Source organism: Acidovorax sp. CF316, assembly GCF_000276605.1.
Classification (GTDB): Bacteria; Pseudomonadota; Gammaproteobacteria; order Burkholderiales; family Burkholderiaceae_C; genus Acidovorax.
Genome location: NZ_AKJX01000123.1, coordinates 1 through 13,081 on the forward strand (window position 1 = coordinate 1; position 13,081 = coordinate 13,081).

Below are 13,081 nucleotides of genomic sequence, written 5' to 3' on the forward strand. Positions count from 1 at the left end.
TATTGCTTCGCAATCTGGGAGGGGGACGCCCCCGGTGCGGCGGGGCGGCCCTTGCACGGGGGCGCTGGCCTGGGTTGCGCCAGTTTCATGCCACGCAGGTGGTGTGCAGCGTTGGGGATAACTAAGATGCGCATACGGGTCGTCCTTTGCTGACGGCTCGGCATCGGTCTGATACAGGGGCTTGTGCTTTGGTGCACAAGCCCCAATTCATTTCTGGGTACAGTACGTGCCTGACTGGAGAAATAATGAGTTCACTGGATACACAAGCCCTGGGCATGGTCCCCATGGTCATCGAGCAGTCCGGACGCGGTGAGCGCTCCTACGACATCTACTCGCGCCTGCTCAAGGAGCGCATCATCTTCCTGGTGGGCGAGGTCAACGACCAGACCGCCAACCTGGTGGTGGCGCAGCTGCTCTTTCTGGAGAGCGAGAACCCCGACAAGGACATTTCGTTCTACATCAACTCGCCTGGCGGCAGTGTGACGGCCGGCATGGCCATCTACGACACCATGCAGTTCATCAAGCCCGATGTGTCGACCATGTGCGTGGGCTTCGCGGCCTCCATGGGCGCCTTCCTGCTGGCGGCCGGCGCCAAGGGCAAGCGTTTCTCGCTGCCCAACTCGAAGATCATGATCCACCAGGTGCTGGGCGGCGCGCGCGGTCAGGCGACCGATATCGAGATCCACGCCCGCGACATCCTGCGCACCAAGGACCAGATGAACCGCATCCTGGCCGAGCGCACGGGCCAGCCCCTGGAAAAGGTCAAGAACGACACCGAACGCGACTACTTCCTCACGGCCGACGAGGCCAAGGAATACGGCCTGGTGGACCAGGTGATCGCCCAGCGCCCCTGATCGGGGCCGTGCGATCGCGCGGCGGCGCTCGTTTCCCTGGCTTGCCTTGGCGTTGCGCCGGGGTTAAGTTATGAAAACTGCCCGCGGTCCGGGATGGATGCAGTGCATTCACCCCCGGTCGCAAGGGCGGTTTCCCCGGGAAAGAGCGCCGCTTTTTATTTGGTTATCATCCCGACAACTTTCCGTAACAAGGCATTGCCCCCATGGCCGAGAAAAAAGGCTCCTCCAGCGAGAAAACCCTCTACTGCTCTTTTTGCGGCAAAAGCCAGCACGAAGTGAAGAAGCTGATCGCCGGACCGTCCGTCTTTATCTGCGACGAGTGCATTGACCTGTGCAACGAAATCATCCGTGACGAGCTGCCCTCGGGCGAGCTGGCCAAGGACGCCAAGAGCGACCTGCCCACGCCGCTGGAGATCAAGACCAACCTGGACAACTACGTCATCGGCCAGGACCAGGCCAAGCGCACGCTGGCCGTCGCGGTGTACAACCACTACAAGCGCCTGCGCCACAAGGACAAGGCGCACAAGGACGACATCGAACTGTCCAAGAGCAACATCCTCTTGATCGGGCCCACGGGCTCGGGCAAGACGCTCCTGGCCCAGACGCTGGCGCGCATGCTGGACGTACCCTTCGTGATGGCCGACGCCACCACGCTGACGGAAGCCGGCTACGTGGGCGAGGACGTGGAGAACATCGTCCAGAAGCTGCTGCAAAGCTGCAACTACGAGGTCGAACGCGCCCAGCGCGGCATTGTGTACATCGACGAGATCGACAAGATCTCGCGCAAGTCGGACAACCCCTCCATCACCCGCGACGTGTCGGGCGAGGGCGTGCAGCAGGCGCTGCTCAAGCTGATCGAAGGCACCATGGCCAGCGTGCCGCCCCAGGGCGGGCGCAAGCACCCGAACCAGGACTTCCTGCAGATCGACACGACCAACATCCTGTTCATCTGCGGTGGCGCTTTCGCGGGCCTGGAAAAGGTCATCGAGAACCGCACCGAGGCGTCGGGCATCGGCTTTGGTGCATCGGTCAAGAGCAAGAAGCAGCGTTCGCTGACCGAGGTGTTCACCGAGATCGAGCCCGAGGACCTGATCAAGTTCGGCATCATCCCCGAGCTGGTGGGCCGCATGCCCGTGGTGACGGCGCTGGCCGAGCTGAGCGAGGATGCGCTGGTGCAGATCCTGACCGAGCCCAAGAACGCGCTGGTCAAGCAGTACAGCAAGCTCCTGGCCATGGAAGGCGTGGACCTGGAGATCCGCCCCGCCGCGCTCAAGGCCATTGCCCGCAAGGCACTGGCCCGCAAGACCGGCGCGCGCGGCCTTCGCTCCATCCTGGAGCAGTCGCTGATCGGTACCATGTTCGACCTGCCCAACCAGAGCAACGTCGAGAAAGTCGTGGTGGACGAGTCCACCATCGAAGAAAGCAAGCCGCCGCTTCTCGTGTACCGAGAGGCTGCCAAGAAGGCCTAGGGCCCTGAGAGCGCAAGCCCACGCGTTCTGAGCGTTCCAAGATGTCCCGGCGGTGCCTGCAACTGACTGCATGCGCCGCGCCGGGCAGCCCTCGGTGCTGCCCTTCAACCCTTCTTCCAGCGCGGCTGGGGGAGGGGGTTGAAAATCCCCACATGTGGACCATCTGCCACAGAGTTAACTGAGGATTTCCATGTCCGGACATACCCCCCTGCCAGCCACCCCCATCGACCTGCCGCTGTTGCCCTTGCGTGACGTGGTGGTGTTCCCCCACATGGTGATACCGCTCTTCGTGGGCCGCCCCAAGAGCATCAAGGCGCTGGAGCTGGCCATGGAGGCCGACCGCCGCATCATGCTGGTGGCCCAGAAGGCCGCCGCCAAGGACGAGCCCTCGGTGGCCGACATGTTCGACGTCGGCTGCGTCTCCACCATCCTGCAGATGCTCAAGCTGCCCGACGGCACCGTGAAGGTGCTGGTCGAGGGCCAGCAGCGCGCGCTGGTCGCGTCCATCGAGGACGGCGAGACGCACTTCACCGCCACCGTGACGCCCGTGGAGCCCGCTGCCGAGGCCGCAAAGCCCAGCGAGATCGAGGCCCTGCGCCGCGCGGTGATGCAGCAGTTCGACCAGTACGTCAAGCTCAACAAGAAGATCCCCCCCGAGATCCTCACCTCCATCTCCAGCATCGACGATCCGGGTCGCCTGGCCGACACGATTGCCGCGCACCTGCCGCTCAAGCTCGAGAACAAGCAGATCGTGCTCGACCTGTCGGACGTGAAGGCGCGCCTGGAAAACCTGTTCGAGCAGCTCGACCGCGAGGTGGACATCCTCAACGTCGACAAGAAGATCCGCGGCCGCGTGAAGCGCCAGATGGAGAAGAACCAGCGCGACTTCTACCTCAACGAGCAGGTCAAGGCCATCCAGAAGGAACTGGGCGAAGGCGAAGACGGCGCGGACATGGAAGAGATCGAGAAAAAGATCAAGCTCGCCAAGATGCCCGCCGAGGCGCGCAAAAAGGCCGATGCCGAGTTCAAGAAGCTCAAGCTCATGTCGCCCATGTCGGCCGAGGCCACCGTGGTGCGCAACTACATCGACGTGCTCACGGCCCTGCCGTGGAGCAAGAAGACCAAGATCAAGCACGACCTGGTGAATGCCGAGGGCGTGCTCAACGAAGACCACTTCGGCCTGGACAAGGTCAAGGACCGCATCCTCGAGTATCTTGCAGTGCAGCAGCGCGTGGACAAGGTCAAGGCACCCATCCTGTGCCTGGTGGGCCCTCCTGGCGTGGGCAAGACCTCGCTGGGCCAGTCGATCGCCAAGGCCACCGGCCGCAAGTACGTGCGCATGGCCCTGGGCGGCATGCGCGACGAGGCCGAGATCCGTGGGCACCGCCGCACCTACATCGGCGCACTGCCGGGCAAGGTGCTGCAGAGCCTGTCCAAGGTGGGCACGCGCAATCCGCTGTTCCTGCTGGACGAGATCGACAAGCTCGGCACCGACTTCCGTGGCGACCCGTCGAGCGCGCTGCTGGAGGTGCTGGACCCCGAGCAGAACCACACCTTCGGCGACCACTACGTCGAGGTGGACTTCGACCTGTCCGATGTGATGTTCGTCGCCACGTCGAACTCGATGAACATCCCGCCGGCCCTGCTCGACCGCATGGAAGTGATCCGCCTGTCGGGTTACACCGAGGACGAGAAGACCAGCATTGCCATGAAGTACCTGCTGCCCAAGCAGCTCAAGAACAATGGCGTGAAGGACGAGGAGCTCGAGATCACCGAGCCCGCCGTGCGCGACATGGTGCGCTACTACACGCGGGAAGCCGGCGTGCGTTCGCTCGAGCGCGAGCTGTCCAAGATCTGCCGCAAGGTGGTCAAGGGCCTGCAGCTCAAGAAGCTCGAGCCCAAGGTCATCGTCACGGCCGACAACCTGCCCGACTTCCTGGGCGTGCGCAAGTACACCTACGGCCGTGCCGAGGCGCAGAACCAGGTGGGCCAGGTGGTCGGCCTGGCCTGGACCGAGGTGGGCGGCGACCTGCTGACCATCGAAGCCGCCGCCATGCCCGGCAAGGGCGTGATCACGCGCACCGGCTCGCTGGGCGATGTGATGAAGGAGTCGGTCGAGGCTGCCCGCACGGTGGTGCGCAGCCGCTCGCGCATCCTGGGGATCAAGGACGAAGCGTTCGAGAAGCGCGACATCCACATCCACGTGCCCGACGGCGCCACGCCCAAGGACGGCCCGAGCGCGGGTGCTGCCATGACCACGGCCTTTGTCTCCGCGCTCACGGGCATCCCCGTGCGCGCCGATGTGGCCATGACCGGCGAGATCACGCTGCGCGGTGAAGTCACCGCCATCGGCGGCCTCAAGGAAAAGCTGCTGGCGGCCCTGCGGGGCGGCATCAAGACGGTGCTGATCCCGGAAGAGAACGTCAAGGACCTGGCCGAGATTCCGGACAACGTGAAGAGCGGCCTGGAGATCGTGCCCGTGCGCTGGATCGACAAGGTGCTGGAAGTGGCACTGGCCAGCCGGCCCGTGCCGCTGACCGATGAGGAAGTGGCCGTGGCGGCCGCGCCTTCGGCCGAGAAGGCCAGCGCACCGGCGGCCGACGGCCTCAAGCACTGAGAGGGTGCGGGTACAGCCCTGGTGAAAAAGTCGATGGAATGAATTGATTGCAAATTTTTCTGGGGTTTTCCAGAGACCCCCAAAAAATGCGCTACAATTCATTCCATCGCAGCACACAACGTACTAAACGATGTACAATGTAAGGCTTCGGTAAAATGCGGGAATAGCTCAGTTGGTAGAGCGCAACCTTGCCAAGGTTGAGGTCGAGAGTTCGAGACTCTTTTCCCGCTCCATATTTCGCAAGCGGTGTCTTTCACAAGCACTGCAGGCAAGTAAAAAGGATCCTTCGGGATCCTTTTTTGTTTTCTGCCGTCCCTTCGCTCCCATTCATTCCGCCCCATCTGCTTGCGCCCGTTGTCTTACCGCGCGGGCCCGAAGCGCTCCCGGTACTGGCCCGGTGTGGTGCGCACGCGCTTCATGAAGGCGCGCTGCAGCGCGTCCACGCTGGTGAAGCCCGCGCGCTGTGCCACGCGGGCCAGCGGCCAGGCGGACGTTTCCAGCAGCGACTTGGCGCGGTCCACGCGCGCGGCCTCCACGAACTGCGCCGGGGTGAATCCCGTCTCGCGGCGGAAGGTGCGGGCAAAGGTGCGCTCGGTCATGCCGGCACGCTCGGCCAGGGCCGCGTTGCTGCACGGGCCGGTGGGGTCGGCGATGAGGGCGGTGGCCAGGCTGCGGATCGGCGGCGTGGCCGTGGCCTGCACCGCCAGGCCGGTGCTGAATTGCGACTGCCCGCCGGGCCGTCGCAAAAACAGCACCAGCTCGCGCGCCACGGCCAGCGCCGTGGCCGCGCCGCAGTCCGCCTCCACCAGCGCCAGGCACAGGTCGATGCCCGCCGTCACGCCCGCCGAGGTGTAGACCGGGTGGCTGGCCACGAAGATGGCGTCCGGCTCCACCTCGATGGCCGTGCCCAGCGAGCCCAGCAGCTCGCAGCGGTTCCAGTGCGTGGTGGCCCGGCGCCCGTCGAGCAGGCCTGCGGCGGCCAGCACCAGGGCGCCCGTGCACACGCCCACCACGCGGCGCGCGGCCGGTGCCCGGGCCTGCATCCAGTCCCGCAAGGCGGGGTGGCTTGCGGCGGCCAGCAGGGCCTGCTCGCTGCCGCCGGTGACCACCAGGGTGTCGATGCCGGGGGGCGCGTCCTGTAGCGCGACCACCGGGCCCAGCTGCAGGCCGGCGTGCGTGGCCAGGGGCTGGCCGGTGGGTGAGCACAGGGTCAGCCGGTAGGGCGCGGCGCCCGCCGGCAGGTGCTCGTTGGCCACCGCGAACACCTCCATGGGCCCGGCCACGTCGAGCATCTGCACACCGTCGAAGGCGATGAAGACCACCTCGGTACAAGCGGGTTGCGGGTCGGATGCGTTGCTGGGGGGCATGGGCTGGGGGCGTGTGGCAAGGGTGGGGCATGCTATCGCGCGCCGGGGTTGCCGGCCGCGGCGAAGGGTTGGCGGAAAGCGCAGGTGTTTTGTCCGACCGCAGGCGGTGGGGCCGCCTATCGTCACCGCACCGCGTTCGCGCCCCGTTCCTTCTGCTTGCCCATGGTGTTTTCTGCTTCCTCCCTCAATCGCCGCCAGGCCTTGGCCTGCTGCCTGGCACTGGCCGGCACGGCTGCCTGCGGCTGTGCCGCCACCGCCGAGCGCCCGGCCCCGGGTGCCGTGCCCCGCCAGTCGCGCCAGGTCTTTGCCGACGAGCTGCGGCGCTCCCTGCGTGCTGCGGGCGGCTCCCGTCGGCCCGTGGTCGCCGTGCTCGCGCACAACGCGGGCACGGAGATCACGGACTTCCTCGTGCCGCACGCGGTGCTGGCCCGCTCGGGCGTGGCGCGGGTGCAGGCGGTGGCACTGCGCCGGGGGCCGGTGGCCCTGTTGCCCGCGCTGCGGGTGGAGGTGCCTTGCGGGCTGGACGATTTCGACCGGCAGCACCCGCAAGGGGCCGACTGCGTGGTGGTGCCCGCCATGCAGGTGGACGACGACCCGGCCCTGCTGGACTGGGTACGCCGACAGTCTGCCCAGGGGGCCGCCATCGTCGGCGTCTGCTCGGGCGCGCGCGTGCTGGGCCGGGCAGGGTTGCTCGACGGGCGCGGCTTTACAGGGCACTGGGCCGACCGGCGCACGCTGCAAGCCCGCCACCCCACGGCCCGCCACGTCCCCGGCCAGCGCTACCTGGCCGACCGGGGCGTGGTGACCACCACCGGGGTGTCCGCGTCCGTCCCCGTGTCGCTCGCGCTGGTCGAGGCCCTGGGCGGTACTGCCGCCGCGCAGGCGCTGGCGCAGCAGGTGGGGGCAGCGTCCTTCGGGCCGGAGCATCCGAGCGAAGCCTTTGGCCTCTCGGCACGGCGCGTGGCCGTGTACCTGGCCAACCAGGCCCGGGGATGGGCGGGCGGGCGCATGGCCGTGGGCATCGGGGACGGTGCCGATGACATCGGGCTCGCGCTGGCCATGGATGCGTGGAGCCGCACGCACCGCCTCGCCGGGCTCACGGTGCAGGCCGTTGCGGGCCGCCCTGTGGAGCCGCCCCTGCGCCTGGCCAGCGGGCTGCGCGTGCTGCTGCCGCCGCGCCCCGAGGGCACGCCATGGCCTGCACTGCCCTTGTACGCGGATGCCAGGCCCGCGCAGGTGCTGGACGCCGCCCTGTGCGACATCGGCCGGCGCTATGGCGCGGGCACACGCGACTGGGTGGCACTGGAGATGGAGCACCACCCGCTGGACGGTGTCGGCGGCTGCGCGGAGCCCGGCGCAGGGAGCTAGCTATTGCGGGTCCCCGCCACCCCACTGCTGCACCAGCAGCGCTGCACGGCGCTCGCGGGTCGCGGGGCTCTTGCCCGCGCGGATATGCTCCATCGCCACGCGCTGCATGGCACCACTGAGGCCCTGCCATGCGGCGGCTCGCCCGGGTGACTGCGTGAGCAGGGCCTGCAGCTCGGCCGGCACGTCGGTGCTCGCGCGGGTCAGTTCCACCTGCAGTGCATCGCCGGCGGCCACGCCGGCTGCCTTGCACCAGGGGTGCGGTGAACTGCAGGAACCAGGCCGAGTGCGGGGAAGTGTCCCAGCGCTTGAGCGTGCGCCGCCCCAGTGCATGGCCGTTGGCCGTGCCTTCCACAAGCGTGGTGGCCTGCAGCCCCCAGGGCGCGACCACGGCATGGGGCAGCAACACGTACACGGGCAGGCGCGGGTCCTTGCGGGCCAGGGTGGCGGTGCAGCGCAGGGTGTCGGGTGCGGTGGCGGGCATGGGGATATTTTCAGGGGCCGGGGCCTTGGGGCGATCGATGGTCAGAGGCCGCCCCAGGTGCAGCGGGTGAAGCCGTGGACGGTGGTGATGCGCGCGTGGTGCGAGCCCTGCTCGCAGACGAGGCGCAGGCAGCCCTGGGCGGCGGCCGGCTGCGGCGATGTGGCCCAGATGAGCGGCAGGACCAGGGCGCCGCGCAGGGCCGTGGGGCGGGGCCTTGGCGGTCGGGCGGGTGGCGCTTTTTTTACTTGAAGGTGCTGCTCAGGATCACCCACTCGATGCCGTCACCGTCGCCGCCCACGTCCTCGCGCGTGGCGATGTTGATACCCAGTTCCGGGCAGTCCTGGCCATCACCCAGCCACTGCGTATCGCGCAGCTGCAGTTTGGCTGCCTTGAAGCGCTTTTTCACTTCGGCAAAGGTGGTGCCGCCGTGCAGCGGTGCGCCCTGGTAGGCCAGCGTGCCGCCCAGGAACTCGATGTCCTGCACCTTGTCGCCGGCGTCGTAGCGCACGCGGATGAAGGTGGCCTTGTCGGCGCTCTGGAAATCGTCCTCGTCCTGGTAGCGGTCGGGCTTGGGCGGCACGAAGCCGGCGGAGGCCATGGCCGCACGCAGGGCCGCACGCGGCTGGCCGAAGTCGATCTTCAAGGCGCCGCAGGAGATGCCTTGGCGGGGCAGGAGTTGCCAGGTGGAAGGTGTCATGTGCTTGCTGCAGGGAACGGCCGGGCCGGCGGCGGCGCGGGTGGTGCCCTGCGCTTGTACTCCGGTGCTGCACAGCAGCAGGGCGAAGCAGCACAGCATCGGGGCGCAAAGGCGGGATGGGAGGAGCACGCGGGCCTCTGGGTCGGCGGTGGACTGGGATGGCAAGCATAGCGGCCCTGTCTGATCCCACGGCCTGGCAAAGGGGCTTTTGCGTCAACCCGCGTGGCTGGCAAAGCGCACGATGCGCCACTGGTTTGGCCCCGTGCGCCGCAGGACGATGCCGAAGAGGCAGGGGCTGCCCTGGAATTCCACGGTGACCTGGGGCTCGTCCACCTCGCGCCCTGCGAGCCAGCGGCGCAGGCGGTTGCCATGGGACTGGAGGGGCAGGGTGTAGCCCACCTGTGCGGGTGGGCACAGGTTGCGGGCCGCATGGGCCTGGAACTGCTCCAGCGTGGTCCCGGTAGCCCCGTTGCGTGCCGTGCGCGCATGGGCGGCGGCAAAGCGGCCTTGCTCCACATTGCGCACGAAGGCCTGGGCCTCGGCGATGGCGCTGGCGGGCGTGTGCGGCTGGTGCAGCAGCCACCATGCCATGGCCCCGGCCAGTGCTGCTGCGGCGGCCACAACCAGCGCGGCCCGGGGAGGGACGCTGCGCTTCAGGCCACCCACCAATCCGCTACCAGAAAGGGCCGTGCCTGCCCCGGCACGGACACCATGATGTGCCCGCGCCCACAGGTGGGGCCGCAGCGCGTGCCCAGGTAGCGGATGGACACGGCGGGCACAGGCTCCTTGGCGCCCGGGGGCAGCACCGCGGCCTGCCCGCGCTCCAGGTGGGCCAGCAGTACCCATTGGTCTTCACCGTCCAGCGCCTGCGTGACCTGGCTGCAGCCGTGGCCGTCCCGGGCGCTGCCGGCCGCTTCCAGCAGGGCGGCTGCGCGGCGCCCTTCGATCAGCGCCATGCGCTCGGCCTCGGTCTTCCATTGCGTGGGCTTGGCCGCTGCCTGGCGTGCCAGGGCCTCGCGGTCCAGCAGCACGGTGATGCCGTTCAACTGCACCGACAGGCAGGACGCCGGTGCCCGCGGACGCTGGGCCACGCTGCGGGTCTCGTCCACCTCGGTGCCGGCGGGCGGGCGTTCGGGCGGCGTGCCTGCGCCGTGGGCCATCATGCCGGCCCCCAGGCCCATGGCCAGCACGAGGTGCGCAAGAAGGCGCCGCGCACGGTGTCGGGTGGGGCGGGCGGGCTGCTGTGTAGCGAATGCATGGCGCATGGCGATGGTGGGTGGTGAGGCAGGGGCGGGGCTGGATCATTCTAGGGGCCTGCAGATTCGCCGATGGCTGCATAGAATGGCTGCGATGCACGACAAGGACCGCCTGCTGCGCACATTTTTGCTGGCAGCCCAGGGCGGCTCGCTGCAGAAGGCTGCGGACAAGCTCGGCCTCACCCAGCCCGCGGTGAGCAAGCAGATCAGCGCACTCGAGTCCTTTCTCGAATGCGCCCTGTTCACGCGCCACGGGCGCGGCATGGCGCTCACCCCGCCGGGCCAGCGCCTGGCGCAAAGCGTGGCCGAGCAGTTCGCGCTGCTCGATGCCGCGCTGGACACGGTACGTTCTGCTGCCGACGCCGTGCGCTACGTGCGCATCGCCAGCGTCAACACCCTGGCCGCCTACCTGCTGCCGCCCGTGGTGGCGGCCCTGCGGCAGGCCCATCCGGCGCTGGTCGTGCGGCTGGACACGGCCAGCTCTCCCGATGTGGTGGACCAGGTGGTGCGCGGCCACGCGGACCTGGGCATGGTCTACGACCTGGCGGTGAACACCGATGCGGTGCAGGTGCAGCGCCTGTACCACGAGGAGATGTGTGCCTATGGCCTGCTGCCGCCGGGGGCGCAGGCCGTGCCGCTGACGGTGGCTGCGCTGGCGCAGCGCCCGCTGATCGTGCCGCCCCGGCCTTATGCCCTCAGGCGTGTCATCGAACGCGAGCTGCCCGGCCCCCTGGCCATCGCCGCCGAGTGCAGCTCGGTCAGCGCCTCGCTGGACCTGGCGGCGGCTGGCGTGGGCATGGTCATCCTGCCCGGCGCGCTGCCCGAACTGGCCGTGGCCCCGCGCGGCCTGGCCCGCTTTGCCATTGCCGATGCCGACCTGGGCCGGCAGGTGGTGGTGATCCACCGCGCCGGCCCCCAGCCGCCGCAGGCGCTGGCGGCCGCGCTGCAGGTGATCGGTCAGTTCGCGGCGCGTGCCGCCTGGCGCGCCCAGTAGTCGAAGGTGCCGTTGACGATGGCGCTCTGGAGCAGGAAGTCGTGCGCCTCCTGCGCGGCCGCGGGCTCCACGGGCTGCAGCGGGCCGATGGCCAGGGCATCCAGGCACATGCGCGCGTTGCGCTCGGCAAACACGTTGAGGTAAACGGCCTCCTGCAGCGTGGCCCCGGTGCAGACGATGCCGTGATTGACCAGCAGGGCCGAGCGCCGGCCCGCCAGCGCGCCGGAGATCAGCGCGCCCTCGTCGTCGCCCGTGGGCACGCCCGGCCAGTGCGCCAGGTAGCCGCAGTCCTCGTGGAACACGGCAGCATCCATGTGTGCCACGGGCATGGGTATGCCCAGCATCGACAGGGCCGACAGGGCGGGCGGGTGCGTGTGCACGATGGCGCGCACACCGGGGTGGTGCCGGTAGATCCAGCTGTGAAAGCGCACGCCGGGGTTGGCCTTGCCGCGGCCCTCCAGCGTGGCCAGGTGCTCGTCGATGAGCAGGGTGGAGGCCTCGCCGGCCTCTTCCAGCCCGGTGCCCAGGGCCAGCGTGAACATGCGCGACGAATCGCCATCGCGCATGGTCACCTGGCCGGCCAGGCCGCAGGCATGGCCCTGGTGGGCCAGGATGTGGCAGGCATCCACGAAGGTGTTGCGAGGGCGGGCGTCGCGCGTGCCGCTGCCTGCGACAGGGTCCAGGTGCAGGGTTTTTTCGTGCATGGCTCAGTTCTCCAGCTTGATGCCGCGCTCCTGGATGAGCGCGCGGTTGGATTGCAGCTCCGTGCGCATCAGCGCGCTGAAGTCCGCAGGGGTGCTGGCAAAGGGCGCAAAGCCCAGGGCCTGCATGCGCGTGGCGAATTCGGCGCTGGTGACGACGGATTCCAGCGCGGCGGCCAGGCGTGCAGAGGCCTCCGCCGGCATCGCCGCCGGTCCCACCACGCCCACCCAGGGCGCGAAGTCGAAGCCCTTGAGGCCCGATTCGTGGAAGGTGGGCACGTCCGGCATCAGCGGGCTGCGCTCCAGCGTGGCCACGGCAATCGCCTTCACCTTGCCCGTCTTCTGGTACTGGCTGGCCAGGTTGGTGTCGATGAAGGTCAGGTCCACATGGCCGGCCACCACGTCGGCCAGCGCCGGCGCACCGCCGCGGTAGGGGATGTGCGTGACGAACACGCCCGAGCGTGCCTTGAAGGTCTCGAAGGCCAGGTGCGGCGGGCTGCCCACGCCCGCCGAGCCATAGGTCAGCTTGGCCGGGTGGGCCTTGGCGTAGGCGATCAGTTCGGCCGGCCGGGGTGCGGCCGCCATGCCGGGCTGGGCCACCATCACCAGCGGGATCCTGGCCACCGTGCCGATGTAGCGGAAGTCCTTGGCCACGTCGTAGGACACCTTGGGCTGCAGCACCGGGTTCACGGCCAGCGCGCCGACGTCGAGCAGGCCGATGCTGTAGCCGTCCGGCGCGGCGCGTGCAACGGTCTCGGCCGCCAGCATGCCGCCGGCGCCGGGCCGATTGTCCACCACCACCGGCTGGCCCAGGCGGGTGGCCAGCCGCTCTGCCGCCAGGCGGGCAATGGTGTCCACCGCACCCCCCGGGGCCTGGCCGATGACGATGCGCACGGGGCGGCTGGGGTAACGGTCTGCAGGGGTGGGCGCTGGCTGCGCGAACACGGACAGAGCGGTGCCCATCAGGCTGGCCAGCAGCAGCGCGGCAAGGGGGCGAAAGCGTGATTTCATCGGTGTACCTCGGGTGGGGAGTGGGGCCGCCGAAGCGGTCCACGCAGTCTAGGTACGGCCTTTTCATCGCGGCAGTGGCCCGGGGGCAACTCCGCCATGACGGGGAGTTATGGCTCGCGCGCCCACGGCGCAGGCGCCATGCCGGTCAGCGGCTGGTGCGGCTGCGGTAGTCTGCGGGCGTGGTGCCGAATGCCTTGCGGAACGCCGTGCCCATGTGCGACTGGCTGGCGTACTGCGCGGCGGCCGCCACATCGGCCAACGGGCCC

The 13,081-nt window shown here is 68.8% G+C and carries 13 protein-coding genes and 1 tRNA gene; 6 read left to right on the forward strand and 8 right to left on the reverse strand.

Annotated elements, in window-relative coordinates; translation table 11 throughout:
- The first annotated feature begins 245 nt into the window (after positions 1-245).
- From clpP to PMI14_RS14910, 4 genes are all read left to right on the forward strand, one after another.
- Positions 246-854, forward strand: coding sequence for an ATP-dependent Clp endopeptidase proteolytic subunit ClpP (gene clpP / locus PMI14_RS14895; RefSeq protein WP_007855689.1), 609 nt, complete (start codon positions 246-248; stop codon positions 852-854).
- Between the two features lie 203 nt (positions 855-1,057).
- The gene (gene clpX / locus PMI14_RS14900; RefSeq protein WP_007855690.1) at positions 1,058-2,323 is read left to right on the forward strand and encodes an ATP-dependent Clp protease ATP-binding subunit ClpX; all 1,266 of its coding nucleotides are present in this window, start codon (positions 1,058-1,060) and stop codon (positions 2,321-2,323) included.
- 190 nt (positions 2,324-2,513) lie between these two features.
- Positions 2,514-4,940: an endopeptidase La gene (gene lon, locus PMI14_RS14905; protein ID WP_007855692.1), complete on the forward strand. Its 2,427-nt coding sequence runs from the start codon at positions 2,514-2,516 to the stop codon at positions 4,938-4,940.
- A gap of 157 nt (positions 4,941-5,097) precedes the next feature.
- Positions 5,098-5,173 (forward strand) — tRNA-Gly (locus PMI14_RS14910).
- Positions 5,174-5,299: 126 nt separating this feature from the next.
- Here PMI14_RS14910 and PMI14_RS14915 read toward each other — a convergent pair.
- Positions 5,300-6,307 (reverse strand): GlxA family transcriptional regulator, encoded by a 1,008-nt coding sequence (locus PMI14_RS14915; protein ID WP_007855693.1) that lies wholly within the window; start codon positions 6,305-6,307, stop codon positions 5,300-5,302.
- A gap of 162 nt (positions 6,308-6,469) precedes the next feature.
- Here PMI14_RS14915 and PMI14_RS14920 point away from each other — a divergent pair, with 162 nt between their 5' ends.
- A complete protein-coding gene (locus tag PMI14_RS14920) occupies positions 6,470-7,675 on the forward strand; it encodes a DJ-1/PfpI family protein (protein WP_007855695.1) in 1,206 nt (401 codons plus the stop codon).
- Here the strand turns inward: PMI14_RS14920 and PMI14_RS34905 are convergent, their stop codons facing one another.
- From PMI14_RS34905 to PMI14_RS14945, 4 genes are all read right to left on the reverse strand, one after another.
- Positions 7,676-7,909: a YdeI/OmpD-associated family protein gene (locus PMI14_RS34905; protein ID WP_007855697.1), complete on the reverse strand. Its 234-nt coding sequence runs from the start codon at positions 7,907-7,909 to the stop codon at positions 7,676-7,678.
- A gap of 488 nt (positions 7,910-8,397) precedes the next feature.
- Complete coding sequence (locus PMI14_RS14935) at positions 8,398-8,853, reverse strand: hypothetical protein (RefSeq protein WP_146187919.1); 456 nt, start codon at positions 8,851-8,853, stop codon at positions 8,398-8,400.
- A gap of 213 nt (positions 8,854-9,066) precedes the next feature.
- The gene (locus tag PMI14_RS14940; RefSeq protein ID WP_007855700.1) at positions 9,067-9,444 is read right to left on the reverse strand and encodes a hypothetical protein; all 378 of its coding nucleotides are present in this window, start codon (positions 9,442-9,444) and stop codon (positions 9,067-9,069) included.
- Positions 9,445-9,506: 62 nt separating this feature from the next.
- Entirely contained in the window at positions 9,507-10,118 is a 612-nt protein-coding gene (locus tag PMI14_RS14945) for a hypothetical protein (RefSeq protein WP_007855702.1), read from the reverse strand.
- A 76-nt stretch (positions 10,119-10,194) separates the two neighbouring features.
- Here PMI14_RS14945 and PMI14_RS14950 point away from each other — a divergent pair, with 76 nt between their 5' ends.
- On the forward strand, positions 10,195-11,103 hold the full coding sequence (locus PMI14_RS14950; protein WP_238541846.1) for a LysR family transcriptional regulator: 909 nt from the start codon (positions 10,195-10,197) through the stop codon (positions 11,101-11,103).
- On the opposite strand, the gene PMI14_RS14955 is transcribed toward PMI14_RS14950, so the two are convergent.
- The 3 genes from PMI14_RS14955 to PMI14_RS34240 all read right to left on the reverse strand — a co-directional run bounded on the left by PMI14_RS14955 (position 11,067) and on the right by PMI14_RS34240 (position 13,065).
- Positions 11,067-11,807, reverse strand: coding sequence for an aldolase (locus tag PMI14_RS14955; protein WP_007855705.1), 741 nt, complete (start codon positions 11,805-11,807; stop codon positions 11,067-11,069). The two genes, PMI14_RS14950 and PMI14_RS14955, sit on opposite strands and share 37 nt — an antisense overlap.
- 3 nt (positions 11,808-11,810) lie before the next feature.
- Positions 11,811-12,815: a tripartite tricarboxylate transporter substrate binding protein gene (locus PMI14_RS14960; protein ID WP_007855708.1), complete on the reverse strand. Its 1,005-nt coding sequence runs from the start codon at positions 12,813-12,815 to the stop codon at positions 11,811-11,813.
- A gap of 145 nt (positions 12,816-12,960) precedes the next feature.
- Positions 12,961-13,065, reverse strand: coding sequence for an AraC family transcriptional regulator (locus PMI14_RS34240; RefSeq protein ID WP_238541847.1), 105 nt, complete (start codon positions 13,063-13,065; stop codon positions 12,961-12,963).
- Between the last annotated feature and the right edge of the window lie 16 nt (positions 13,066-13,081).